Origin of the sequence: Zestomonas insulae (assembly GCF_016901015.1) — a bacterium.
Taxonomy (GTDB): Bacteria; Pseudomonadota; Gammaproteobacteria; order Pseudomonadales; family Pseudomonadaceae; genus Aquipseudomonas; species Aquipseudomonas insulae.
Genome location: NZ_JAFEUP010000001.1, coordinates 716,690 through 739,569 on the forward strand (window position 1 = coordinate 716,690; position 22,880 = coordinate 739,569).

The 22,880-nt window shown below is 64.2% G+C and carries 25 protein-coding genes; 12 read left to right on the forward strand and 13 right to left on the reverse strand.

Features of this window, described 5'->3' with window-relative positions:
• Positions 1-19: 19 nt before the first annotated feature.
• A complete protein-coding gene (locus JQX08_RS22340; RefSeq protein ID WP_204914732.1) occupies positions 20-622 on the forward strand; it encodes a cold-shock protein in 603 nt (200 codons plus the stop codon).
• Between the two features lie 68 nt (positions 623-690).
• Here the strand turns inward: JQX08_RS22340 and JQX08_RS03475 are convergent, their stop codons facing one another.
• Together JQX08_RS03475 and JQX08_RS03480 are read right to left on the reverse strand one after the other, a co-directional pair.
• Positions 691-897 (reverse strand): SlyX family protein, encoded by a 207-nt coding sequence (locus JQX08_RS03475; protein ID WP_204914734.1) that lies wholly within the window; start codon positions 895-897, stop codon positions 691-693.
• A 6-nt stretch (positions 898-903) separates the two neighbouring features.
• Positions 904-1,329: an HIT family protein gene (locus JQX08_RS03480; RefSeq protein ID WP_204914736.1), complete on the reverse strand. Its 426-nt coding sequence runs from the start codon at positions 1,327-1,329 to the stop codon at positions 904-906.
• Between the two features lie 621 nt (positions 1,330-1,950).
• On the opposite strand from JQX08_RS03480, the gene JQX08_RS03485 reads away from it, so the two are divergent.
• The 3 genes from JQX08_RS03485 to JQX08_RS03495 all read left to right on the forward strand — a co-directional run bounded on the left by JQX08_RS03485 (position 1,951) and on the right by JQX08_RS03495 (position 6,067).
• A complete protein-coding gene (locus JQX08_RS03485) occupies positions 1,951-3,216 on the forward strand; it encodes an OprD family porin (protein ID WP_204914738.1) in 1,266 nt (421 codons plus the stop codon).
• Between the two features lie 168 nt (positions 3,217-3,384).
• The gene (locus JQX08_RS03490; protein ID WP_204914740.1) at positions 3,385-5,100 is read left to right on the forward strand and encodes a proline--tRNA ligase; all 1,716 of its coding nucleotides are present in this window, start codon (positions 3,385-3,387) and stop codon (positions 5,098-5,100) included.
• 13 nt (positions 5,101-5,113) lie between these two features.
• Positions 5,114-6,067: a hypothetical protein gene (locus tag JQX08_RS03495; protein WP_204914742.1), complete on the forward strand. Its 954-nt coding sequence runs from the start codon at positions 5,114-5,116 to the stop codon at positions 6,065-6,067.
• Positions 6,068-6,079: 12 nt separating this feature from the next.
• On the opposite strand, the gene JQX08_RS03500 is transcribed toward JQX08_RS03495, so the two are convergent.
• The gene (locus tag JQX08_RS03500; RefSeq protein ID WP_204914743.1) at positions 6,080-6,355 is read right to left on the reverse strand and encodes an acylphosphatase; all 276 of its coding nucleotides are present in this window, start codon (positions 6,353-6,355) and stop codon (positions 6,080-6,082) included.
• Between the two features lie 14 nt (positions 6,356-6,369).
• Complete coding sequence (locus tag JQX08_RS03505) at positions 6,370-6,813, reverse strand: TlpA disulfide reductase family protein (protein ID WP_239481956.1); 444 nt, start codon at positions 6,811-6,813, stop codon at positions 6,370-6,372.
• A gap of 69 nt (positions 6,814-6,882) precedes the next feature.
• Here JQX08_RS03505 and JQX08_RS03510 point away from each other — a divergent pair, with 69 nt between their 5' ends.
• The gene (locus JQX08_RS03510) at positions 6,883-8,289 is read left to right on the forward strand and encodes a PilZ domain-containing protein (RefSeq protein ID WP_204914748.1); all 1,407 of its coding nucleotides are present in this window, start codon (positions 6,883-6,885) and stop codon (positions 8,287-8,289) included.
• A 115-nt stretch (positions 8,290-8,404) separates the two neighbouring features.
• Positions 8,405-8,797 (forward strand): hypothetical protein, encoded by a 393-nt coding sequence (locus JQX08_RS03515; protein ID WP_204914750.1) that lies wholly within the window; start codon positions 8,405-8,407, stop codon positions 8,795-8,797.
• 9 nt (positions 8,798-8,806) lie between these two features.
• Here JQX08_RS03515 and JQX08_RS03520 read toward each other — a convergent pair whose 3' ends face one another.
• Positions 8,807-9,001 (reverse strand): hypothetical protein, encoded by a 195-nt coding sequence (locus JQX08_RS03520; protein ID WP_204914751.1) that lies wholly within the window; start codon positions 8,999-9,001, stop codon positions 8,807-8,809.
• Positions 9,002-9,144: 143 nt separating this feature from the next.
• Positions 9,145-10,398, reverse strand: a complete 1,254-nt coding sequence (locus JQX08_RS03525) for a YihY family inner membrane protein (RefSeq protein WP_204914753.1) — start codon at positions 10,396-10,398, stop codon at positions 9,145-9,147.
• Positions 10,399-10,615: 217 nt separating this feature from the next.
• On the opposite strand from JQX08_RS03525, the gene arsC reads away from it, so the two are divergent.
• From arsC to JQX08_RS03540, 3 genes are read left to right on the forward strand one after another with little or no spacing between them, the layout of a single operon-like run.
• Entirely contained in the window at positions 10,616-10,969 is a 354-nt protein-coding gene (gene arsC / locus JQX08_RS03530) for an arsenate reductase (glutaredoxin) (protein WP_204914755.1), read from the forward strand.
• Positions 10,966-11,571 (forward strand): NAD(P)H:quinone oxidoreductase, encoded by a 606-nt coding sequence (wrbA, locus tag JQX08_RS03535; protein ID WP_204914757.1) that lies wholly within the window; start codon positions 10,966-10,968, stop codon positions 11,569-11,571. Before arsC ends, wrbA begins: the two co-directional genes overlap by 4 nt.
• Complete coding sequence (locus JQX08_RS03540) at positions 11,564-11,971, forward strand: DUF2069 domain-containing protein (protein WP_204914759.1); 408 nt, start codon at positions 11,564-11,566, stop codon at positions 11,969-11,971. The genes wrbA and JQX08_RS03540 overlap by 8 nt, the downstream gene beginning before the upstream one ends.
• Before the next feature lie 39 nt (positions 11,972-12,010).
• Here JQX08_RS03540 and hda read toward each other — a convergent pair whose 3' ends face one another.
• Together hda and JQX08_RS03550 are read right to left on the reverse strand one after the other, a co-directional pair.
• A complete protein-coding gene (gene hda, locus JQX08_RS03545; protein WP_204914761.1) occupies positions 12,011-12,715 on the reverse strand; it encodes a DnaA regulatory inactivator Hda in 705 nt (234 codons plus the stop codon).
• Positions 12,716-12,805: 90 nt separating this feature from the next.
• Positions 12,806-13,861, reverse strand: coding sequence for a DUF2066 domain-containing protein (locus JQX08_RS03550; protein WP_204914763.1), 1,056 nt, complete (start codon positions 13,859-13,861; stop codon positions 12,806-12,808).
• A gap of 253 nt (positions 13,862-14,114) precedes the next feature.
• On the opposite strand from JQX08_RS03550, the gene purM reads away from it, so the two are divergent.
• Genes purM through JQX08_RS03565 form a run of 3 tightly spaced genes read left to right on the forward strand, consistent with a single transcriptional unit; the run spans position 14,115 to position 16,545 of the window.
• On the forward strand, positions 14,115-15,173 hold the full coding sequence (gene purM, locus JQX08_RS03555) for a phosphoribosylformylglycinamidine cyclo-ligase (RefSeq protein ID WP_204914764.1): 1,059 nt from the start codon (positions 14,115-14,117) through the stop codon (positions 15,171-15,173).
• Positions 15,173-15,823, forward strand: a complete 651-nt coding sequence (gene purN, locus JQX08_RS03560) for a phosphoribosylglycinamide formyltransferase (RefSeq protein ID WP_204914765.1) — start codon at positions 15,173-15,175, stop codon at positions 15,821-15,823. Before purM ends, purN begins: the two co-directional genes overlap by 1 nt.
• Positions 15,824-15,831: 8 nt before the next feature.
• Positions 15,832-16,545: a DUF3108 domain-containing protein gene (locus JQX08_RS03565; RefSeq protein WP_204914766.1), complete on the forward strand. Its 714-nt coding sequence runs from the start codon at positions 15,832-15,834 to the stop codon at positions 16,543-16,545.
• Positions 16,546-16,602: 57 nt separating this feature from the next.
• Here the strand turns inward: JQX08_RS03565 and JQX08_RS03570 are convergent, their stop codons facing one another.
• The 5 genes from JQX08_RS03570 to cysM all read right to left on the reverse strand — a co-directional run bounded on the left by JQX08_RS03570 (position 16,603) and on the right by cysM (position 22,777).
• A complete protein-coding gene (locus JQX08_RS03570; RefSeq protein ID WP_204914767.1) occupies positions 16,603-17,142 on the reverse strand; it encodes a DUF2058 domain-containing protein in 540 nt (179 codons plus the stop codon).
• 206 nt (positions 17,143-17,348) lie between these two features.
• Positions 17,349-18,182, reverse strand: a complete 834-nt coding sequence (gene mazG, locus JQX08_RS03575; protein WP_204914768.1) for a nucleoside triphosphate pyrophosphohydrolase — start codon at positions 18,180-18,182, stop codon at positions 17,349-17,351.
• 7 nt (positions 18,183-18,189) lie between these two features.
• Positions 18,190-20,436: a GTP diphosphokinase gene (relA, locus tag JQX08_RS03580; RefSeq protein ID WP_204914769.1), complete on the reverse strand. Its 2,247-nt coding sequence runs from the start codon at positions 20,434-20,436 to the stop codon at positions 18,190-18,192.
• Positions 20,437-20,516: 80 nt separating this feature from the next.
• On the reverse strand, positions 20,517-21,872 hold the full coding sequence (gene rlmD / locus JQX08_RS03585; RefSeq protein ID WP_204914771.1) for a 23S rRNA (uracil(1939)-C(5))-methyltransferase RlmD: 1,356 nt from the start codon (positions 21,870-21,872) through the stop codon (positions 20,517-20,519).
• A gap of 2 nt (positions 21,873-21,874) precedes the next feature.
• On the reverse strand, positions 21,875-22,777 hold the full coding sequence (cysM, locus tag JQX08_RS03590) for a cysteine synthase CysM (RefSeq protein ID WP_204914772.1): 903 nt from the start codon (positions 22,775-22,777) through the stop codon (positions 21,875-21,877).
• Between the last annotated feature and the right edge of the window lie 103 nt (positions 22,778-22,880).

The window sequence follows — 22,880 nt, forward strand, 5'->3', positions numbered from 1 at the left end:
TCAAGCGAGTTCATTACCCATGTTGAAGTTCGTCCATCTGCTTACGGGCGCCGCCGCCCTGCTGCTGTCCTTCGTTCCAACCTTGCACCCCGAAGCGCTGCCCTACTTGCAACAACCTGATGCGATCTACCTGGCCCTGTTTGGCTTGGCGAATCTGCTGCTTGCCCCGCTGCAACCCATTTGGCACGCCGGCATCCGCCACCAGCTGCAAGGCCTGGTATCGGCAATGCTGGTATTTGCGGTGATCTTGCAAAGCCTGATCTTGCTCGCCCCGCTGCAAGTGATCGCCGATCAGCCTGCGGTATTGCTGAGCGTGCTCATAGTGCTCGGCGCCACCGTACTGCACCTGGCAATCAATCTGCGCCTGAAGTCCCGCCCCACTGCCACTGACCACCCGCTCGGCAACCGCGAAACCGGCACCGTGAAGTGGTTCAATACCTCCAAGGGGTTCGGCTTCATTTCTCGCGATGCCGGCGACGATATCTTCGTTCACTTCCGCGCCATTCGCGGCGAAGGCCACCGCATCCTGGTAGAAGGTCAGCGCGTGGAGTTCTCGGTCATGCAGCGCGACAAAGGCCTGCAGGCGGAAGATGTCGTTTCACTGTTGGCGCAACGCCGTTAAACGACACAACACTCAATAAAAAAGGCGGCAGGATCATCCTGCCGCCTTTTTTATTACACACCCCGCCATCAGTAATGCGGCGGCGGACCATCATCCTGGGCAATTTCAAAGCGACCCTGCAGCTCGTCCTGACGCTTCGCCAGGGCAGCCAACTGCAACTGCAGCCGTTCAACAATGCGCTGCTGGGCCAGCAGCTCATCACTTAGGGCCTGAATGGTATCGTCCTGAAACGCCAGGCGACTCTCGAGCTCAGTGAGGCGATTTTCCGTACTCATGCCGCATCACTCCTCAGCAAAACGAAAGTCATTGCCCAACACCAGACCCAAGCGCGAGCGAATCGCCTCGACCTGCTCTGCGCTGTAGGGCTCCGGAGCAAACTTGCCCCAAACCGGCGCCGGCCACGCCGCATCCTCGCGACGCCGGACGATCACATGCATGTGCAACTGACCGACCACGTTGCCTAGCGTCGCAACATTCATCTTATCGGCCGAAAACGCATCTTTCAGGGTTTCGGCCAGCGCCGTGGTTTCCCGCCACAACTGCTGCTGATCTTCCCCATCCAGCTGGAACAGCTCACTGACCTCTGCCCGGCGCGGCACCAGAATGAACCAGGGATAACGCGACTCATTCATCAGCAACAAACTGCACAACGGAAAGTCGCCGACAAGCTGCGTGTCCTGCTGCAGGCGGGGATCTAGCGCGAACATCAAACCTCCAATAAAAAGCTGCACCTCTGGCTGGACAGAATACGCGCACCGTCGTCTATATTCATCCGGATGAGACGCACCGAAATGGAGCAGACAACGCCAGACGGGCTGCAACCGCCCGCGACAAAGGCTCGCCATTGCCGCAGGAGAAACTGCGGAGGCACTGCTCCCAAGCAGCCCATTCGCCAACCCCCAACAAATTCTCGAAGCAGCCCGCCAATTTGTGCACGCTTGTTGCTAGAGAGGATTTAACCAGTTAATGGATGAGCGGAAAGGCACGCAAAAAGGTCCCACTCAAGCGGGTAAAGGACAAACTTTCCAAGGAGCCCTCGCCCACATAAAGTGGACTTCTACGTCAACTCACCTTAACTGACCCTTACGCATTGAAAAGCCAAGAAAAACACAAGCATGCGCAAGGCCAAGAAACGATAAAAATATGAAATTGCGACACGCCTCATCTGTTTTTGCGACAACCAGATAAAGAGTAAGCCAGGAACCGAAAGCAACTATCGCCAACATTGTCCGCGTGCTATACGGTTAGCGCGGTCACAAAAAGAAAGAGCCACCCAGACAACTACTATGACGGGTAGCACAACTCTTCAAACCAAAGGAGCAATCACGATGCAAGTGATGAAGTGGAGCCTAATTGCCGCAGCCGTAGCCGCTGGCAGCACCCAACTGGCCTTCGCAAGCGCGCAGTCCGATTCGAAAGGTTTTGTCGATGACGCCAGCGCAACTCTGCTGCTGCGCAATACCTACTGGAACCGTGATTACAAAGACGGTGAACGTGATCGGGAAACTTGGGGCCAAGGCTTCATCGGCACCTTCGAGTCCGGCTTCACTCAAGGCACCGTAGGCTTCGGCGTTGACGCGTTTGGTCTTCTGGGCCTGAAGCTCGATGGCGGCCAAACCGACATGTTCAAAGATCGCGACCCCCGCGACGACCATGAAGACTGGACAGATGACCTGTCTCAGGGCGGCGCGGCCGTCAAAGTTCAGCTGTCCAACACCGTACTGAAGTACGGCGACCAAATGCCGAACATGCCGGTCCTAGCCTATGACGACTCCCGCCTGCTGCCGCAGTCGTTCTCTGGCACACTACTCACCAGCAAAGAAATTGAAGGCCTTGAAGTGAACTTGGGCCACTTCACCGCCGAGAGCCCAATGGCTGACCCGAGCCGCGACGGTGCAGAACTGGAAAGCACTGACGTCGCCGGTGCTAGCTACCAATTTACGGACAACCTGTCTGCGGCGCTGTACTGGTCCGACATTGACAATGTCTACCGCAAACAATACGCGAATGTGAACTACACCATTCCGTTCTCCGACGACCAAGCGCTGAACTTCGATTTCAATATCTACAAAACCAAGTACGACAACGACGAAGTTGCCGACAGCTTCTTCGGCACCGGCATCCTGGGTGACAACAACACCATCTGGAGCCTGGCAAGCAAATTCACTACCGGCGCGCACGCCTTCATTCTGGCCTATCAGCAGAACAGCGGTGACGTGGGTTACGCCTACGACTTGGGTGACGGCGGCAGCGCTATATTCCTTTCCAACTCGTACTATTCCGACTTCAACAACAAAGATGAGAAATCCCTGCAAGCCAGCTACGAGCTTGACTTCGCCACCTTTGGCGCGCCGGGTCTGAGCTGGAAATCCGCCTACGTTTACGGCAAGGACATCGACACTGGCATCGTCGGCGCTGACGACGCCAAAGAGCGCGAGTTCTTCAATCAAGTCAAATACGTGATCCAGAGCGGCCCAGCTAAAGATCTAGCGTTCAAGGCCCGTAACTCGATCTATCGCAGCGACAATAGCGACTGGAGCCCAGACCTGAACGAGTGGCGCCTGTTCGTCGAGTACCCGCTGGAAATCCTGTAATTTCCACGCTACTCGCGTAAAGCCCAAGAGCCCGGCAAGCAATTGCCGGGCTTTTTTGTGGGCGACGCAATCAGCCAGATGCACGCCCTGCCGCGCCTGTACGCCACTGTACAAGCGCCGTACAATGCGGCCCTGCTTCCCAATTCGCACTCGACACAGCGGCCCATCATGCGCACCAGCCAATACCTGCTCTCGACCCTTAAAGAAACTCCCTCCGACGCAGTGGTCATCAGCCATCAGCTGATGCTGCGTGCTGGCCTGATCCGCAAACTGGCATCGGGCCTGTACACCTGGCTGCCCATGGGTCTGCGGGTGCTGCGCAAGGTCGAGAAGATCGTCCGCGAAGAGATGAATGCCGCCGGCGCGCTCGAGGTGCTGATGCCTGGCATCCAGCCCGCCGAGCTGTGGCAGGAATCCGGTCGCTGGGAGCAGTACGGCCCTGAACTGCTGCGCATCAAGGACCGCCACGATCGCGATTTCTGCGCCGGCCCCACTCACGAGGAAGTCATTACCGACCTCGCGCGCAATGAACTGAGCAGCTACAAGCAGCTGCCGATCAACCTGTATCAGATCCAGACCAAATTCCGTGATGAGATCCGCCCGCGCTTCGGCCTGATGCGTGGTCGCGAATTCATCATGAAGGACGCCTACTCCTTCCACTCCGACCAGGCCTCGCTGCAAGTCACCTACGACCGCATGCACCTTGCCTACAGCAATATCTTCGCGCGTCTGGGCCTCGACTTCCGCCCGGTGCAGGCTGACACCGGCTCCATCGGCGGCACCGGCTCGCATGAATTCCATGTCCTCGCCGAGTCCGGCGAAGACGCCATCGCCTTCAGCGACAGCTCCGACTACGCCGCCAACATCGAGAAGGCCGAAGCCATTCCGCGTGAAAGCGCCCGTGGCGTCGCGACCGAAACATTGCGCCTGATCGATACACCGAACGCCAAGACCATCGCCGAACTGGTGGACGGCTTCAGCATGGCGATCGAGAAGACCATCAAGACCCTGGTTGTCCATGGTGCCGAGCCCGGCACTCTGATCGCCTTGGTGGTGCGTGGCGATCACGAACTGAACGAGATCAAGGCCGCCAATCTCGAACAAGTCGCCAGCCCGTTGGAGTTCGCCTCGGAAGCCGAAATTCGCACCGCCATCGGTGCGGGCGCCGGCTCGCTGGGCCCGGTCAACCTGCCCATCCCCTGCATCATCGACCGTTCGGTGGCACTGCTGAGCGACTTCGCCGCCGGCGCCAACGTCGACGACAAACACTACTTCGGCGTGAACTGGGAGCGCGACCTGCCGCTGCCGAGCGTCGCCGACCTGCGCAACGTGGTAGCCGGCGACCCGAGCCCGGATGGCCAGGGCACCCTGGTGATTCGTCGCGGCATCGAAGTGGGCCACATCTTCCAGCTGGGCCAGAAGTACAGCCAGGCGATGAACTGCACCGTGATGGGCGAGAACGGCAAACCCGTCGTACTCACCATGGGCTGCTATGGAATCGGCGTGTCCCGCGTGGTGGCGGCCGCCATCGAGCAGAACTACGACGACCGCGGGATCATCTGGAACGATGTGCTGACGCCCTTCCAGATCGCCCTGGTGCCGCTGCGCTACGAGAACGAAGAAGTCCGCGACACTACCGACAAACTGTATGCGGAGCTGACCGCAGCCGGCTACGAAGTGCTGCTCGACGACCGCGACAAGAAGACCAGCCCCGGCATCAAGTTCGCCGATATGGAGCTGATCGGCATTCCCCACCGCATCGTGGTCAGCGACCGCGGCCTGGCCGACGGCAAGGTCGAGTACAAGAGCCGCCGCGAAACCGAAGCGCAGACCCTTGCGCTCACCGACATCCTGCCGTTCATTCAGGCCCGAATAGCGCGCTGATCCGCGAGACCCCATGTTCGTACGTAGTTTTATCCGTCCCGGCGCCGCCCTGTGCGGCGCCCTCCTCCTGAGCGCCTGCGCCAACCACCTGCCGCAGCGCAGCGAGCATGAGGAGCGCGTCGAGCGCAAATTGCTGAACCACAGCCTGCAGATCGAAACCGGCGAGCCGCGCGTGCTGGAGTTGCCGCAGCGCCGCATGCGCATCAGCGAGCAGAAGACCTTCGAAGTCACTGAGTTCGAAGTGACCCGCCGCTATGACCGCTACACGCCCTACCAGCCCTGGCGCGAGCTGTATGAAGTACCGCTCGGCGCGCTGGCGGTGGTCGCCGGGATCGGCGCCAACGTGGTGAACGTAGTGGCGCTCGGCAGCCTGCCGGACAGTGCCACCAAGGGCTGGATCAGTTACGGCTTCGCCGGACTCAACCCAGCCATGAACGTGCAGTCCAACGGGCGCTCCCAGCAGAACCTCGCCAGCATCGACGAAAAGCAGCTGGACAAGCGCATGGAGTATTCCAGTCTGCCCTGGGCCGAGCGCCCCGTGCTGGTCAAGGCCGGCAAAGACAGCCATGAGCTGACCACCGACCGCAACGGCATGTTGCGCTTGAACCTGCTCGACGAGCCGTTTGCCGAGCAGGACCTCAGCCGTGTCGGCACCTTGCTGCTGAGTGTCGAAGACCCGCAGGACAATGTGCGCGCCGATGCTTCGCTGATGGTCAGCCGCACACTGCGCGGCAAACTGCTAGAAGCCCACGCGCTGATCTACGACGACCTGGAAGATGATGAAGTGCCGCAGTGGGTGCACCGCGTGAAGCGTCTCTCCGATCTCGGCCTCGAAGAAGAAGCCAACGAGCTCGAGCAGAGCCTGATCGAACTGACCCGCAATGATCCGGAGCTTCAGCAGGACTTTCTCAAGTCGCTGATGAAGGACGCCGGCCGGATTGCCGCGGACCCCGGTCAGAACAACTGAAGCCAGGCGCCGTCAGCGGCGAACGATGAAGCCCGTGATCCCTTGCACGGGCTGCTCCTCCAGCTCCACCTCGCTCACGCTGGCGCTCGCCGGCCCTTCAGCCAACCAGTCGATCAGCTCGGCAACGGCACCCTCCCCGCCCTCGAACAACACCTCGACGCGCCCATCGGCGAGATTGCGCACCCAGCCATCGAGGTCCAGACGCTCGGCCTGTTCGGCGGTATGTTGACGAAAACCGACGCCCTGAACCCGACCATTGATGTAGCCGTGCATGCATTTGCGTGTCATCGCGCCTCTCCTCGTTAGTCGCTCGCCTGCAGCTCGAGCAGACGCTTGCGCAGCCCGGCCGCGGTCTGCTCCCCCATCAAGCGATCGCGCACCTTGCCGGATTTATCCACCAGGTACGTGACAGGCAGTGCTTCGCTCCGCGGCAAGCTGAAGCGCGTGGCCGGGTCGGTGGCCAGCACGGTGAACTCGATGCCGAGCGCCTCGCTGCTCTTCGCCAACTCGGCGCCCTGCAGGCCATCGAAATTGACCCCGAACACCTCGACCTGCTGCCCCTTGAGCTCCTTGGCCAGATGGTTGAGTTCGGGGATTTCGGTTCGGCAGGGGCCACACCATTCGGCCCAGTAATTAATCACTAACCACTGGTCTTCCAACCGCTCAACCGCTACCTTTCGTCCATGCTGATCGACACCTGCGTCTTCGGCACAACCGGCCAGAAGAAGCCCGGCAATCACAGTCATGACGAACCGCCCCATCGACCTCTGGAGTCGCATTCCCATGCAATCGATCCTCAACTATGCAGGGTTGATATGACGCTGGATGCCTTGCGCCTCGAAGTGCCTGACATCCGCGAAGAGCTTGCGGATTCCTTGAGCGACCTCCATCAGCAGCTTGCCAGTGCGCGCGCGCTCCCCCACGAGCACGGGCTGCAACAAGCGCTGAGTCTGCTGTTTCGGCTGAATCGCTGCGCCATGACCTTACTCGAAAGGCAGCGGGCCCTGCAAAGCTTTGCCGAGGAGTACCGGCACTACGCCGCCGGCTACAACGGGCACCACGCGCCGCCGACGCTGTTCGTGCGCCTGTGCGGCGAGATGGCGGCCGGCTTCAAGCGCCTGCTGCTGCAGATCCTGCAAGGTCGCCAGCCATCGCGCCCGCACCTTGCCTGGTGCCTGTACATGGCCCAGCACTTCCTGGCCCAGACCCTGCTGCGTCATTACCAGCTCTACCATGAGCCGCCCGCCAGCCTGTGGCGCGACAGCCATCTGCTGTACTGGATCGGCGAGCGTCAGGAATGCCTGGACGAGCCCGTCGCGGCAGCTTTCCAACCGCAGTCGGCCAACACCTTGCGCGGCCTGTACCAGCAGCAACTGCTGCTTGCATTGAGCAATCCATTCCATCTCGCCGAAGGCGAAGCGCCGCTGCTGTTCGGCGCGCTGGCGCCCCTTGCGGCACTGCCACGCCTGCAACCCTGGGACGACGAAGACGAAAGCGAAGGGCCCACTGTCGATCTCAGCGATGCCCAGCCGTGCCTGGCGCTCGAGCAAGCGCCCGACGGCGAGGTCGCCTACCTGCGGCGCTTCGAACTAGGCGCCCTGCTGATTGCCCTGCACGAGCCCGCGCCCCTGCAGAGCGGGCGCGAACGGCAACTGCTCGAGCGGGTGCGTCAGCACTGGCTGGGACGCCAGCAACGCCGTCACGTGCGCACCGATCACAGCAGCGAGTGCGCGCTGGTCATCGGTCTACCGGCGATCCATGCCCAACTCTTGGAACAGCGCCCCACTCAGTGCACGGCGCAGGTGCTCGACGTCAGCCCAGGCGGCGCCCGACTGCTGTGCAATGCCGACCTGGGCGCCCAGCTGCCGGTCGGCCAGCTGTTGTTGCTGCTGGGCAACACCACCCCGGTGCTCGCCCTGATCCGCTGGCGCCATCGCAACGACGAGGGCCTGCACCTCGGCCTGCGCTACCTCAAAGGCCTGCCGCGGCCAGTCTGGCTGCGTCGCGCACCCAACTCGCAAACCCACGCCGGCGTTCTGCAAAGCACACCGGTGCAGGGCAACGCCTGGCATCACGGCCTATGGCTGCCGCATGGCCAGTTCGTCGAAGGCGAGAACCTCTGGCTGCAGCTGGCGAGTCTGCACAACCAGGCCGTCGTCCCGCTGGCCGCGGCCAACCTGGTCACCCCCTTGGTAAGCCGCTACCCGCTCAAGCTGGCGTAGCGCGAGAACTGCGAGCGCAGTCACGCCGCCTGGCGGCCAAGCGCACAGTTTCATCGGTACGGGCGTGCCTATAATCCGGCCCATTCGCCACCCCTAGAATCAGCCGGGAATCGCCATGACCCAAGCCCACGACAAGCTGATCGGTAACGTGCCCTCGCGCATCAGCGAGAACGCCGCCACGCTGGTCACGCCCTACGAAGGGCGAATCGCCGAATTCAACGTCGCCACCTGGTTGCAGCTGCCTGGGCTGGCCAATCTGCCGGTGACGCTGATGGTGGTCTACCAGGATGGCGGCGTGCGCCGCGAAGTAATGGTCGACCATGGCAAGGTCAACGCTCAGCACAAGATTCTGCTGTCCGGCATCGCCCGTTTGCCGGTCAAGCAGCAGGTCCGCGAGATGCAAATCCACCTGCGCGCCGCGGTGACAGTACGCAGCCTGATCGTCGAGGAGCTGTTCGCCCAGGCCGTCGAGCAGCGCGCCAGCGAAGCGCAACGCGTCCTGGCTTGAGCCGCTGCGCTAGCGCGCACACGGCAGCACCGCCTCCCGCACCACTCCCTCATCAGTTTCGTGGGTCTCGCCCGGTCGTTCCTCGACCAGGGATTCCGGCCAACTCGCAAACTGCAGGCCGGTAATCCGGTTCAGGTCAGCCAGGGCGCGCTCGGCATCCCACTGCCGAAGCTGAATGACCTTTTTGCACTGCTTGCTGCCCATCCCGCGCATCCATCCGTTTCACGTCGACCGATAATGGCCGATTGCCAGAAGCGTGCCAGCACACCAGCACACCTGGCCACACGCCGCGGGCCTGACAGAGCAGTCAGGGGCCCGGAAAACGCGCCGCAAACTGACCTTTTTCGTCACTCGACGGAATCAGGCCCTTTCACCACGGGCACTTGATCATGACTCTGCAACCACACCGCCAGGCTCGCCCCAAACAGCGCCTGCTGATGCTGCTGGAACTGCTCCAGGGCCTTGCGGAACGGTGGATACCAGGCTTCATCCAGGGAGGCCGGCAATTGCTCGGGGCGCGGGATCGGCCAGGGATTGCGGCTGATCAGACGGTGCAGGCTGTAATGCGCCAAGTCGCGGCACAGCACCCAACCACCGCCGGTGGCGCGGCAGATCAGTTGTTCGCGTTCGAGGAAATCCAGCACCTCGTCCCACTCATCCTCCGGTAAGCGCCAGCCCTGCCGGTGCACATCGCGCAGCGCGACGCTCTCGCCGAGGAGCTGACGGTCATGGAACACCCGCAGGACCCCGAGCAGCACCAGCAAGCGCGGCACCCCGCGGCGCCGCCAGATACGCGAGCTGGACAGGTTGCACACCAACTCCGCCCCGAACAGCACGATCAGCCAGGACAGGTAGACCCACAACAGGAACAGCGGCACCGTCGCGAAGGCGCCGTAAATCAGCTGGTAGCCAGGGAACAGCCGCACGTACAGGCCGAACAGCATCTTCGCCACTTCGAACAACAGCGCGGCCAAGGCGCCGCCGATCAAGGCGTGCTTCACCGGCACCCGGGTGTTCGGCACCGTCGCGTAGATCAGGGTGAATGCCGCCACACTGGACAGCAGCGGCATGTAACGCAGCAGGGTCTTCACCCCGATGATCGCGTCCGGACCGGAGATCAGTGACAGCGAGGTGATGTAGGTGCTGACCACGAAGCCGGTGCCGAGCAGCAGCGGCCCGAGGCTGAGAATCGCCCAGTACAGCAGGAAGCTAGACACCCCGCGGCGTGGCTGGCGCACTCGCCAGATGGTGTTGAACGCCTTCTCCACCGTGACCAGCATGGTGAATGCGGTAATCGCCAGGAACAGTACGCCGAGCCAGGTCAGCTGGCGCGCCTGGGTAGTGAAGCCCATCAGGTATTCGCGCACCGTCTCGCCGGAAGCGGGCAGGAAGTTGCGCAGGATGAAGCTCTGGATCTGCTCGCCCACGCCGCCGAACGTCGGGATCGCCGAGAGCATGGCGAAGGTCACGGTCATCATCGGCACCACGGCAAACAGCGTGGTGTAGGTCAGCGCTGCGGCGCTGTTGGGCGCGCGATCGTCGAGAAAACGCTGCCACAGGAATCGCCAAAACTCTATCGCATCGTCGTAGCGCTGGCGCATGCCCTCTCCTTAGAGCCGATTCAGTAGCCCGCGAGTCGCGGCGTGTAGGACCGAATGGGCCGGATACCCAAGTAAAGGCGCGAGTTTACAAGCAGCAGGCGACCGGCGGCCAATGCTTGCGGGCCACCCCAGCCGCATGCCACAGCCGCGCCGGATACAGACGGAGCGGTGACGCGGTTAGAATAGCCGCCACTCTCCTAGCCGATATGACTCGCCCATGACCGATTTGATCCTCTACCACAACCCGCGCTGTTCGAAATCCCGCGGCGCGCTGGAGCTGCTCGAAGCGCGCGGCCTGCACCCCAGCATCGTGCGCTACCTGGAAACACCACCGAGCGCGGATGAATTGCGCGGCCTGCTCAAGCGCCTCGGCATGACGCCGCGACAGCTGCTGCGCACCTGCGAGGACGAATACAAGACCCTCAACCTGGCGGATGGCAGCCTCAGCGACGCGCAGCTGATCGATGCCATGGTGGCGCACCCCAAACTCATCGAGCGACCGATCCTGGTGGTCGGCGACCAAGCGGTGGTCGGCCGTCCGCCGGAGAAGGTACTGGAGCTGCTGCCATGAGTGCGCCGTACATCCTGGTGCTCTACTACAGCCGGCATGGCGCCACGGCCGAGATGGCCCGGCAGATCGCCCGCGGCGTCGAACTGGGCGGCCTGGAGGCGCGCCTGCGCACCGTGCCAGCGGTGTCCACCGAATGCGAGGCCGTGGCGCCGGCGATCCCCGACGAAGGCGCGCTGTACGCCAGCCTGGATGACCTCAAGCATTGCTCGGGCCTGGCCCTCGGCAGCCCGACGCGCTTCGGCAACATGGCCGCGGCGCTGAAGTACTTCCTCGATGGCACCAGCAACCTGTGGCTGACCGGTGAACTGGTCGGCAAACCGGCCGGGGTGTTCACCACCACCGCCAGCCTGCACGGCGGCCAGGAAAGCACCCTGCTGTCGATGCTGCTGCCGCTGCTGCACCACGGCATGCTGATCACCGGCCTGCCCTACAGCGAAGCCGCACTGCTGGAAACCCGAGGCGGTGGCACACCCTACGGGGCCAGCCACTACGCCGGCGCCGACGGCAAGCGTGCCCTCGACGAGCACGAAATCACGCTGTGTCGCGCCCTCGGCCAGCGACTGGCACAAACCGCCCTGCAGTTGGAGCGTGGCCGTGGCTAAGAAAGCAAAACCCTTACCGTCCCTCGACTGGCTGCAACCGCGCCTGAACCTCAGCCGCGGTCTCAGCCTGGCGTGCTTCGTCGCCCTGCTGCTGTTGCTGCTGGTGTGGAACCTGGTGTTCGCCGACCTGCACGGCGCGCGCACCTGGGTGATCTTGCTGATCGAATTGGTGCCGCTGCTGATCCTCGCCCCGGGCGTGCTGCTCGGCTCGGCGCGAGCGCATGCCTGGCTGTGCTTCGTGGTCAACCTGTACTTCATCAAGGGCGTGCTGGCCGCGTTCGATCCGCAGCGCAGCCTGCTCGGCTGGACCGAGGCAGTGCTTAGCTTCGTGCTGTTCTGCGTGGCCTTGCTGTATGTGCGCTGGCGCTTCCAGTACGACCGCAAGCTGGCCGGCGAGTAGTCCTGTCGCGCAGCGGGCAGCACGGACGCTGCCCCGTCGTTACCAGCCCAGCACTTCCTTGAGGAACGGAATGGTCAGCTTGCGCTGTGCCTGCAGCGAGGCCTGGTCGAGCTGATCGAGCAACTCGAACAGCGCACTCATGCTGCGCGCACCGCGGGTGAGGATGAAGCGGCCGACTTCGTCGGTGAGGTGCAGGCCACGGCGCGAGGCGCGCAGCTGCAGGGCGCGCAGCTTGTCCTCGTCGGACAGCGGCTGCAGCTGGAAGACCAGCGCCAGGGTCAGGCGCGACTGCAAGTCGGGCAAGCGGATGTCCAGCTCGCGCGGCGACGCCGAAGCCGCCAGCAGCAGACGCCGGCCGCTGTCGCGCAGGCGATTGAACAGGTGAAACAGCGCGACCTCCCAATCCTCGCGGCCGGCTACCGCATCCAGATCGTCGAGGCAGACCAACTCGCACTGCTCAAGGTTATCCAGCAACCCAGGGCCGTAATCGACCACTTCCGCCAACGGCAGGTACACCGCCTGCTCGTCACGCTGCTCGAAGCGCAGACAGGCCGCCTGCAGCAGGTGGCTGCGGCCGACGCCGTCGGCGCCCCACAGGTAGATCAGGCTTTCCGTCCACCCGGCATCCGCTTCGCAGAGACGCTCGACATAACCGAGCGCCGCGGCATTGGCGCCGGGGTAGTAATTGGCGAAGGTGGCGTCGTCGCGCAGACGCACGCCCAAGGGCAACTGGATTGGTTTCATACCGGTTCGGGCGACGTCGGAGCGTCGCCGGTCAGTTCGCTGAAAAACGAAATTGTATAGAAATCAGCGGGATGGCGCAGCAGCGCCGGCTCACCAGCGGAAGTACAGGACGTCGCTGCGCGGCGCCGGCACCGTCGCCACCGGCGCGCCCTCGGCACCAGCAGCGGCGGGCGCAGCCGCCTCAGGCGCCGGCGCCGACACTTCCTGCAGATGCGCCAGGCCCAACTGCGCGCGCAGCTGCTGGGCATTGGCATTGACCTGATAGGTCAGGCGATCGCCGGCGACCTCCTGCAAGCGCGCATCGAAGGGTTCGAGCAGCCGGCTCAGTTCGGCATAGCGCGTCAGATCGGCGCCCTGCACCTGCAGGGTCAACTGCCCGGAGGCGGCCCCCGGGGCGGCCACATAGCGCGGCGCCAGACGCTCGCTGACCGCCAGCATCACCGCATCGGCCAGGCTGTCGGCATCGGCGGCCTGGGCACTGCCCTGCTCGCGGCTGTCGCCCACCCACAAACGCCATTGCGCCTGCCATTGGCCAGCGTCTTCATGGGCATCGACCGCCAGCAGCGCGTCGGAGGCGTAACGTTCGGAGGCCTGGCGCAGCGCATCGGGGCTGTCTGCGGTGAGGTTTTCCGGGGTACCCACCAGCTGCTCGTTGAGGTCGGCGAGCGGCAGGCGTACCGGCAGTCCGCGATGCTGTGCCGCGCGCTGCAGCGGCGCCGCGCTGGCCTGGCCATCGCCGACCAGGCTGTTACCTTCGCTGCTGCTGTTCAGCCACCAGGCCAGCAGGGTCGGCCGATTGGCGCCCCACAGGGGCAGGCCAGCCTGGCGCAGGCTGCGCTCGGTGCTGACCGGATCGAAGTCGACCATCAGCACCGTGGGTGGACCGTTCTCGTAGCCGTACTGGCTGACGATCTGCTGCGGATCGCTACGCAGCGCTGCCAATGCCGGATGCTGCGCTGCCTTGCTGTCGCCAGTGAGGCGCGTCACCAGGGTATCGAACGCGCGGGTCAGACCGGCATTACGCTCCTCCGGCGTCTGGCTGGTGACCGGCTCGCGCACCTGATAGAGGTCGGCAACCATCGCCGCGAAGCACGGCACGCTGAACAGGGCCAGGCAGAGGCAAAGCAGGCGGGCAAGGACGCGCATGGGGTTCTCACAGGGAAAAGAGAAGAAAGGTTATACCTTAAACAGGCGCCCCAGAGCGGGCAACCGCGATCTTCCCAGCCTGCGGGGCGCGCCTGAGCCGCACAACGGCGGCCTGCGGCGCGGCGATTTGCGCCGAATCGTCGGCCGACGGCCTCCGGGTCGATGGCCGCTGACCGGCAAGCCTGTTAAAATCGCGCGCCTTCGCGGACCGGCAAGCGGTCGCCCTTCAGAACTCCCTCAAAGGCCTGGATCTATGAGCAAGCAACCCTCCATCAGCTACAAGGACGCCGGAGTCGACATCGACGCAGGCGAAGCCCTGGTCGAACGCATCAAGGGTGTTGCCAAGCGCACCGCGCGTCCGGAAGTCATGGGCGGCCTGGGCGGTTTTGGCGCGCTGTGCGAAATCCCGGCCGGTTACAAGCAGCCGGTGCTGGTCTCCGGCACCGACGGCGTCGGCACCAAGCTGCGCCTGGCGCTGAACCTCAACCAGCACGACAGCATCGGCCAGGATCTGGTCGCCATGTGCGTCAACGACTTGGTCGTGTGCGGTGCCGAGCCGCTGTTCTTCCTCGACTACTACGCCACCGGCAAGCTCAATGTCGATGTCGCCGCCACTGTGGTCACCGGCATCGGCGCCGGTTGCGAACTGGCCGGCTGCTCGCTGGTCGGTGGGGAAACCGCCGAGATGCCGGGCATGTACGAAGGCGAAGACTACGACCTGGCCGGCTTCTGCGTCGGCGTGGTGGAAAAGAGCGAGATCATCGACGGCTCCAAAGTAGTCGCCGGCGACGCCCTGATCGCCCTGCCCTCGTCCGGCCCGCACTCCAACGGCTACTCGCTGATCCGCAAGATCCTCGAAGTCGCCGGCACCGACATCGCCAGCGAACAGGTCGACGGCAAGCCGCTCGCCCAGCTGCTGATGGCGCCGACGCGCATCTACGTCAAGCCGCTGCTGAAACTGATCAAGGACACCGGCGCGGTGAAGGCCATGGCCCACATCACCGGCGGCGGTCTGCTCGACAACATCCCGCGCGTGCTGCCGAAAGGCGCCCAGGCGGTGATCGACGTGGCCAGCTGGCAGCGTCCGGCGGTGTTCGACTGGCTGCAAGCCAAGGGCAACGTCGACGAGCACGAGATGCACCGTGTGCTCAACTGCGGCGTCGGCATGGTCATCTGCATCGCCCAGGAGCAGGTCGACAGCGCCCTGCAAGTGCTGCGTGACGCCGGCGAAAGCCCGTGGGTGATCGGCCGCATCGCCACGGCCGCCGCCGGTAGCGAACAAGTGGTCCTGAACAACCTCAAGGCCCATTAATGTCGGCGCACTGCAATGTCGTGGTGCTGATCTCGGGCTCCGGCAGCAACCTGCAGGCGCTGATCGATGATCTTGGCGCCGGCGATTCGCCGGCGCGCATCCAGGCGGTGCTGTCCAACCGCGCCGACGCCTACGGCCTCGAGCGCGCCAAGGCCGCCGGGATCGCCACCGAACTGCTCGACCACAAGGCCTTCGCCGATCGCGAGGCCTTCGACGCGGCACTGATCGCCCGCATCGATGCCCATCAGCCCGACCTGGTGGTGCTCGCCGGCTTCATGCGCATCCTCACCCCTGGTTTCGTCCGCCACTACCAGGGCCGCCTGCTCAACATCCATCCCTCGCTGCTGCCCAAATACAAGGGCCTGCACACCCACCAGCGCGCGCTGGAGGCTGGTGACGCCGAGCACGGTTGCAGCGTGCACTTCGTCACCGAGGAACTCGATGGTGGCCCCCTGGTCGTACAAGCGGTGGTGCCGGTAAACGTTAACGACACCGCCGAGAGCCTGGCGCAGCGTGTGCACGTGCAGGAGCACCGCATCTATCCGCTCGCCGTGCGCTGGTTTGCAGCCGGTCGCTTGCAACTTGGCGACGCAGGCGCAATTCTGGACAGCGAGCCGCTACCGGCCACTGGCCATTTGATTCGGACTTAGGAGATTTTATGCTGCGCGCCCTGTTGCTCGTCCTTGCCGCACTCGCCCTGCCGGTACAGGCCCTGGAACTCAAGCCGTTCTCCGCCAGCTATACCGCCGACTGGAAGCAACTGCCGGTCGGCGGCAGCGCCACTCGCAGCTTGAAGGCTGAAGGGGATGGCCGCTGGACCCTGGACTTTGAAGCGTCGATGCTGGTCGCCGGACTGAGCGAGCAAAGCACCTTCCGCCTCGACAAGGATACATTCCTGCCGCAGACCTACCGCTTCAACCGCAGCGGCCTGGGCAAGGGCAAGCAGGTGGAGCTGGACTTCGACTGGACCGCCAAGCAGGTCATCGGCAGTGAGCGTGGCGAACAGGTCCGTGTCCCACTGAACCGCGGTCTGCAGGATAAATCGACCTACCAGATCGCCCTGCAGCACGACGTCGCCGCCGGCAAGAAAAGCATGACCTACCAGGTGATCGACGGCGACGAAGTGGAGACCTACGACTTCCGCGTGCTCGGCGAAGAAGTGGTGGACACCAAGGTCGGGCAGATCGACGCCATCAAGGTCGAGCGCGTGCGCGATCCGACCCAGAGCAACCGCAAGACCGTGCTGTGGTTCGCCAAGGATTGGGAATACCTGCTAGTGCGCCTGCAGCAGGTAGAGAAGGACGGCAAGGAGTACCAGATCATGCTGCAGGACGGCACGGTCGGCGACAAACAGGTCACCGGCCGTCACTAAGCCAAACGCCAGCCAAGAAAAAGCCGGGCATTGACCCGGCTTTTTCTTGCCCGCGAATTACCACATCAGATCGTCGGGGATCTGGTAGGCCGCGTACGGATCGTCGGCATCCGGGGCCTCGGTCGGCGTATTGAGCAGGACGATGCGCTGCGCATCACGTTCCTGAATCTTCAGCGCCGCCTCGCGCGGGATGACCTCGTAGCCGCCGCCATGGCGGACGATGGCCAGCGAGCCGCGGCTCAGCTTGTCGCGCATCAGGTCGTTGACCGACAGGCGCTTGACCTTCTTGTCGTCGACGAAGTTGTAGTAGTCCTCGCTGTTCAGCTTGGGCAGCCGGCTGCGCTCGATCAGCTGCTTGACCTGCGCCGCCTCGGCCTTCTTCTGCGCCTTTTCCTGCAGCTCGCGATTCAGCTCCTGGTCGCGCGCAGCCTTGTCCGCCTTGGCCTGCAACGCCGCCTGCTTCTGCGAATCGTCGACCTCAACCTGGCCTTTCTTCTCCAGCCGCTGCTGCTTCTGCTTCTGCTTGCCGGCCTGCTTGGCCTGCTTTTCGTTGACCAGGCCGGCTTTCAGCAACTGGTCGCGCAATGACATGCTCATCGTATGACAATCATCCAACTACCCCGAGAAACCGGGCGCATGGGTGGAAAGGAAATCTCGCGGGCTAATCCTCCGGTTTGCGCACGCGCAGTGCAAGCGCCAATGCGACGCCGCAGATCAAGCGTGCCAAGCAGCGCAGCCCGTTGACCTGCTCGACTGTGCAAACCGCTGCTTGCCCTGTGCGTTAGCGCTGGATTGCCGGCCGCTTAGCCACAGGCCGGGCCGGCCTGCTCTTCACGCTTGGCCAGATTCCACAGGCTGTCGAGCTCTTCCAGGCTGCAGTCTTCCGGACGCTGATCGCGCTCGCGGAGCAACTGTTCCATGTAGCGGAACCGCCGCTCGAACTTGCCGTTGGCGCTGCGCAGCGCGGTTTCCGGGTCGACCTTCAGGTGCCGGGCGAGGTTGGTGACGGCGAACAACAGATCGCCGATCTCCTCGCTCACCGCCTCGGCGTCATTCTCGCTCATGGCTTCCAGCACTTCGTCGAGCTCCTCGCGCACCTTGTCGAGTACCGCCAGCGGCTCCGGCCAGTCGAAACCGACCTGAGCGGCACGCTTCTGCAGCTTGGCCGCGCGGCTCAGCGCCGGCAGTGCCGTGGGCACGTCATCGAGCAGCGACAACTGCTCCGGCTCGGCCGCCTTGGCCGCGCGTTCCTCGGCCTTGAGCTCTTCCCAGCGCTGCTTGACCGCCGCCTCTTCGAGGCGCGCCAGGTCCGGCGCGCCATACAGGTCAGCATCGGGAAACACGTGGGGGTGGCGGCGGATCAGCTTGCGGGTGATGCCGTCGACCACCGTATCGAACGCGAAGCGCCCCTCTTCCCTGGCCAGCTGGCTGTAGTAGACGACCTGGAACAGCAGGTCGCCGAGCTCGCCCGCCAGGTGCTCGAAGTCGCCACGCTCGATGGTGTCGGCCACTTCGTAGGCCTCTTCCAGGGTGTACGGCACGATGGTCGCGTAGCTCTGCTTGAGATCCCACGGGCAGCCGTGTTGCGGATCGCGCAGGCGCGCCATGAGGTGCAGCAGGTCATCGACGGTGTACATGGTCCGCTCAGCTGTTGGTGCGGTTGCGCCGCGCCTCGATCACGTTCGGCAACTGGGCGATGCGCCCGAGCAGCCGGCCGAGCGCGTCGAGGCCGGGGATTTCGATGGTCAGCGACATCAGCGCGGTGTTGTCTTCCTTGTTCGAGCGGGTGTTCACCGCCAGCACGTTGATCTTCTCGTTGAGCAGCACCTGGGTGACGTCGCGCAGCAGACCGGAGCGGTCGTAGGCGCGGATCAGGATATCCACCGGATAGGTCTGCACCGGCGCCGGACCCCAGCTGACCTGAATGATCCGCTCCGGCTCGCGGCCGCCGAGCTGCAGCACCGAGGCGCAATCCTGACGGTGAATGCTGACGCCGCGGCCGAGGGTGATGTAGCCGACGATCGCATCGCCCGGCAGCGGCTGGCAGCAGCCGGCCATCTGCGTCAGCAGGTTGCCGACACCCTGGATCTGCACGTCGCCGCGCTTGCCTGGGCGGTAATGGGTGGCGCGCCGTGGAATCAGCTCGAGCTGCTCGCTGCCACGCTCCGGCTCGACCAGCTGCTGGGCGCAATTAACCAGGTGCGCCAGGCGCAGGTCGCCAGCGCCGAGCGCGGCGAACATGTCTTCGGCGGTCCGCACGTTGCTCTTCTCGGCCAAACGCTCGAAGTCCACCTGCGGCAGCGCCAGGCGCGCCAGTTCGCGCTCGAGCATGACCTTGCCGGCGGCGACGTTCTGGTCGCGCGCCTGCATCTTGAACCAGTGGACGATCTTCGCCCGCGCCCGCGAGGTGGTGACGTAGCCGAGGTTGCTGTTCAGCCAGTCACGGCTCGGCGTGCCCTGCTTGCTGGTGATGATCTCCACCTGCTCGCCGGTCTGCAGGCTGTAGTTGAGCGGCACGATGCGTCCGTTGATCTTCGCCCCGCGGCAGTTGTGACCGATCTCGGTGTGCACGCGATAGGCGAAATCGAGCGGTGTGGAACCCTTGGGCAGGTCGATGGCATGGCCGTCCGGGGTGAACACGTAGACCCGGTCGTGCTCGATATCGACGCGCAGCTGCTCGGCCAGGCCGCCGATGTCGCCGAGTTCCTCATGCCACTCGATGACCTGACGCAGCCAGGAGATCTTCTCTTCGTAGTGGTTGGAGCCAGATTTGACGTCGGTGCCCTTGTAGCGCCAGTGCGCGCACACGCCCAGCTCGGCTTCCTCGTGCATGGCGTGGGTGCGGATCTGCACCTCGAGCACCTTGCCTTCCGGACCGATCACCGCGGTGTGCAGCGAGCGGTAGCCGTTCTCCTTGGGGTTGGCGATGTAGTCGTCGAACTCGCGCGGGATGTGCCGCCACAGGGTGTGCACGATGCCCAGCGCGGTGTAGCAGTCGCGCACCTGCGGGACCAGCACGCGCACTGCACGGACGTCGTAGATCTGGCTGAAATCCAGCCCCTTGCGCTGCATCTTCCGCCAGATCGAATAGATGTGCTTGGCACGCCCGCTGATGTCGGCCTGGATGCCGGTGGCGGCCAGTTCGCTCTTCAGCTGCGCCATCACGTCGCTGATGAAGCGCTCGCGGTCGAGGCGCCGTTCATGCAGCAGCTTGGCGATCTTCTTGTACTGCTCGGGTTCCAGGTAACGGAAGGACAGGTCCTCGAGCTCCCACTTGATGTGCCCGATGCCGAGCCGATGGGCGAGCGGCGCGTAGATGTCGAACACCTCGCGGGCCACGCGGTGGCGTTTCTCGTCGTCGGCGTTCTTGATCGCGCGGATCGCACAAGTGCGCTCGGCCAGCTTGATCAGCGCGACGCGCACGTCGTCGACCATCGCCACCAGCATGCGCCGCAGGTTCTCCACCTGCGCCTGGGAGCCGAGCACCAGGGATTCGCGCGGATTCAGGCTGGCGCTGATCGCCGCCATGCGCAGTACGCCTTCGATCAGCTTGGCGACCACCGTGCCGAAGCGTTTCTGCACCGCGTCGAGACTGACCTTGCCTTCGCGCACGCCACGGTAGATCAGCGCGGCGACCAGCGATTCCTGGTCGAGCTTGAGGTCGGCAAGGATTTCGGCGATTTCCAGTCCGGTTTGAAAGCTGGACGTACCTTCGGCCCACAGATTCTGCGCCGCGTTGGCCTGTTGCTCGGCCTCGCGGGCGAACTCGCAGGCCTCGCGCAAGGCCGCGCGGTCCAGCGCCTGGTCGACACTCACCACGTGATCGAGCCAGGCGTCTAGGTTGATGCTGCCGTCGGTGTTGATCGGCTGGTGCGCTCTAACCTGTACCATCTCTTACCTTCCTACGACGCGTCAGAAACGCGTCGAATATCGCCAGCCTGCTTGTGGGCTAGTCGGATTGCGCGGACATCCTAGCCCGCCTCGAATAACGCCATCGCCTCGACATGCGCCGTCTGCGGAAACATGTCGAGAATTCCGGCCCGTTTCAGCCGGTAACCCTGCCTGGCCAGCTCCGCGGCGTCACGCGCCAGGGTCGCAGGATTGCAGGACACATAAACCACTCGCCGGGCGCCCAGGGCGCCGAGTTGACGCACCACTTCCCAGGCACCATCACGCGGCGGATCGAGCAACACGGCCGGGAAGCCTTCACCGACCCACGCCGCATCAATCAGCGGATTCGACAAGTCGGCCCTAAAAAAGTGCACGTTGCCCAGGCTATTGGCGGCGGCATTCTCCGCCGCCCGCGCGGTCATCGCCGCATCGCCTTCCACGCCGACCACTTCGCGCGCCTGCTGGGCCAGCGGCAGGGCGAAATTGCCCAGGCCGCAGAACAGGTCCAGCACGCGTTCGTCGCCACGCACTGACAACCAGTCTAGTGCCTGCACCACCATCGCCTCGTTGACCGGTGCGTTGACCTGCACGAAGTCACCGGGGCGGTAATCCAATTCCAAAGACCACTGCGCCAGTCGGTAACCCAGGCGGTCGGTCGGGCGGTACGGTTGCGGCTCGTCAGTGCCGTGCAACCACAGCTGCGCCCCGTGTTGCTCGCAGAAGGTGCTCAAGTGCGCCAGGTCGCCGTCGCCCAACGGCTGGATATGGCGGACCAGCACGCCGGGCACCACACCGCTAAACAGCTCCACGTGGCCCAGCGCCTGCGGCTTGTCCAGACCACGCAGCACCGCCGGCAACTCACGCAGAATCGGCTGCAAGGGTTGGACCAATACCAGGCATTCGTCGATCGACACGATGTCCTGGCTGGCCGCCGCGCGGAATCCGACGTCCAGCCGCCGCGCCTTGGCATCCCAGCGCACCGCAATCCGTGCGCGGCGCCGGTAGCCGAACTCCGGGCCGGTCAGCGGCGTGGCCCACTCTTCCGGTTCGAGACCGGCGACGCGACTCAGTTGTTCCTGCAGCGCCTGCTGCTTGAGCGCCAGCTGATCGCTATGCGCCATGTGCTGCAGCGAACAGCCGCCGCAGCGTGTCGCAAACCGACAGGGTTCCGTGCGGCGCGCGTCGACGGCGCTCAACACCCGCTCGCTGCGGGCCTCGACCACCTGACTGCGGGCGGCCAGCACGCGGGCCTCGACAGTCTCGCCAGCCAGCGCACCATCGACGAACCAGGTGCGGCCTTCGAGGAAAGCAATGCCACGGCCGTCGTTGGCCAGGCGTTCGATCTGCAGGCGCTGCTTCTTGCCCACCGGGACGCCGCTCGCGCGGGCGCCGCCGGCCGGCTGGAAGCGCAGGCCGCCGGAGCTACGCTTGGCCATGATCAGTTCGGGGTGTCATAGATGCCGGTCGACAGGTAACGGTCGCCGCGGTCGCAGATGATCGCCACGATCACCGCGTTCTCCACTTCGCGCGACAGGCGCAGCGCTGCCGCCACCGCGCCGCCCGAGGACACGCCGCAGAAGATGCCTTCCTCGCGGGCCAGACGACGCATTACGTCCTCGGCCTCGCTCTGCTGCATGTCGACGATGCGGTCGACGCGCTCGGCGTCGTAGATCTTCGGCAGGTATTCCTGCGGCCAGCGGCGGATGCCGGGAATCGACGAACCTTCCATCGGCTGCAGGCCGACGATCTCGATCGCCGGGTTCTGCTCCTTGAGGTAACGCGAGCAGCCCATGATGGTGCCGGTGGTGCCCATCGAACTGATGAAGTGGGTGACGCTGCCGCCAGTCTGCCGCCAGATTTCCGGGCCGGTGCCGTGGTAGTGAGCGAGCGGATTGTCGCCGTTGGCGAACTGGTCGAGGACTATGCCACGACCGCCGCGCTGCAGACTCTCGGCCAGGTCGCGGGCGCCTTCCATGCCCTCTTCCTTGCTGACCAGCACCAGCTCGGCGCCGTACGCGGTCATCGCCGCCTTGCGCTCTTCGGTCATGTTGTCCGGCATGATCAGGATCATCTTGTAACCCTTGATCGCCGCCACCATCGCCAGGGCGATGCCGGTGTTGCCCGAGGTCGCCTCGATCAGCGTGTCGCCGGGCTTAACCGCACCACTCAGCTCGGCGCGGGTGATCATCGACAGCGCCGGGCGATCCTTCACCGAACCGGCCGGGTTGTTGCCCTCGAGCTTGACCAGCAGGGTGTTGCTGGTTTCTCCGGGCAGACGCTGCAAGCGGACCAACGGGGTGTTGCCGACGCAATCGGCGATGGTGGGGTACTGCTGGGTCATGATCTCGTTCGCAAGACAGACGACGGGGTTGCCTATGATAGCGGCAAACCGGCAACGGCCATATCGCGAGAACGTTGCAAGCTTATGCCCGGGGCCGCGCCGC

Coding starts and splice junctions, on each gene's coding strand:
- rlmD (WP_204914771.1), bottom strand. CDS start 21,872: ATGGCCAAGCGTAGCTCCGGCGGCCTGCGCTTCCAGCCGGCCGGCGGC.
- relA (WP_204914769.1), bottom strand. CDS start 20,436: ATGGTACAGGTTAGAGCGCACCAGCCGATCAACACCGACGGCAGCATC.
- JQX08_RS03550 (WP_204914763.1), bottom strand. CDS start 13,861: ATGCGCGTCCTTGCCCGCCTGCTTTGCCTCTGCCTGGCCCTGTTCAGC.
- JQX08_RS03525 (WP_204914753.1), bottom strand. CDS start 10,398: ATGCGCCAGCGCTACGACGATGCGATAGAGTTTTGGCGATTCCTGTGG.
- JQX08_RS22340 (WP_204914732.1), top strand. CDS start 20: ATGTTGAAGTTCGTCCATCTGCTTACGGGCGCCGCCGCCCTGCTGCTG.
- wrbA (WP_204914757.1), top strand. CDS start 10,966: ATGAGTGCGCCGTACATCCTGGTGCTCTACTACAGCCGGCATGGCGCC.
- purM (WP_204914764.1), top strand. CDS start 14,115: ATGAGCAAGCAACCCTCCATCAGCTACAAGGACGCCGGAGTCGACATC.
- mazG (WP_204914768.1), bottom strand. CDS start 18,182: ATGTACACCGTCGATGACCTGCTGCACCTCATGGCGCGCCTGCGCGAT.
- JQX08_RS03520 (WP_204914751.1), bottom strand. CDS start 9,001: ATGGGCAGCAAGCAGTGCAAAAAGGTCATTCAGCTTCGGCAGTGGGAT.
- JQX08_RS03485 (WP_204914738.1), top strand. CDS start 1,951: ATGCAAGTGATGAAGTGGAGCCTAATTGCCGCAGCCGTAGCCGCTGGC.
- purN (WP_204914765.1), top strand. CDS start 15,173: ATGTCGGCGCACTGCAATGTCGTGGTGCTGATCTCGGGCTCCGGCAGC.
- JQX08_RS03480 (WP_204914736.1), bottom strand. CDS start 1,329: ATGTTCGCGCTAGATCCCCGCCTGCAGCAGGACACGCAGCTTGTCGGC.
- JQX08_RS03515 (WP_204914750.1), top strand. CDS start 8,405: ATGACCCAAGCCCACGACAAGCTGATCGGTAACGTGCCCTCGCGCATC.
- JQX08_RS03505 (WP_239481956.1), bottom strand. CDS start 6,813: ATGACTGTGATTGCCGGGCTTCTTCTGGCCGGTTGTGCCGAAGACGCA.
- arsC (WP_204914755.1), top strand. CDS start 10,616: ATGACCGATTTGATCCTCTACCACAACCCGCGCTGTTCGAAATCCCGC.
- JQX08_RS03500 (WP_204914743.1), bottom strand. CDS start 6,355: ATGACACGCAAATGCATGCACGGCTACATCAATGGTCGGGTTCAGGGC.
- JQX08_RS03475 (WP_204914734.1), bottom strand. CDS start 897: ATGAGTACGGAAAATCGCCTCACTGAGCTCGAGAGTCGCCTGGCGTTT.
- cysM (WP_204914772.1), bottom strand. CDS start 22,777: ATGACCCAGCAGTACCCCACCATCGCCGATTGCGTCGGCAACACCCCG.
- hda (WP_204914761.1), bottom strand. CDS start 12,715: ATGAAACCAATCCAGTTGCCCTTGGGCGTGCGTCTGCGCGACGACGCC.
- JQX08_RS03570 (WP_204914767.1), bottom strand. CDS start 17,142: ATGAGCATGTCATTGCGCGACCAGTTGCTGAAAGCCGGCCTGGTCAAC.
- JQX08_RS03510 (WP_204914748.1), top strand. CDS start 6,883: ATGACGCTGGATGCCTTGCGCCTCGAAGTGCCTGACATCCGCGAAGAG.
- JQX08_RS03490 (WP_204914740.1), top strand. CDS start 3,385: ATGCGCACCAGCCAATACCTGCTCTCGACCCTTAAAGAAACTCCCTCC.
- JQX08_RS03495 (WP_204914742.1), top strand. CDS start 5,114: ATGTTCGTACGTAGTTTTATCCGTCCCGGCGCCGCCCTGTGCGGCGCC.
- JQX08_RS03565 (WP_204914766.1), top strand. CDS start 15,832: ATGCTGCGCGCCCTGTTGCTCGTCCTTGCCGCACTCGCCCTGCCGGTA.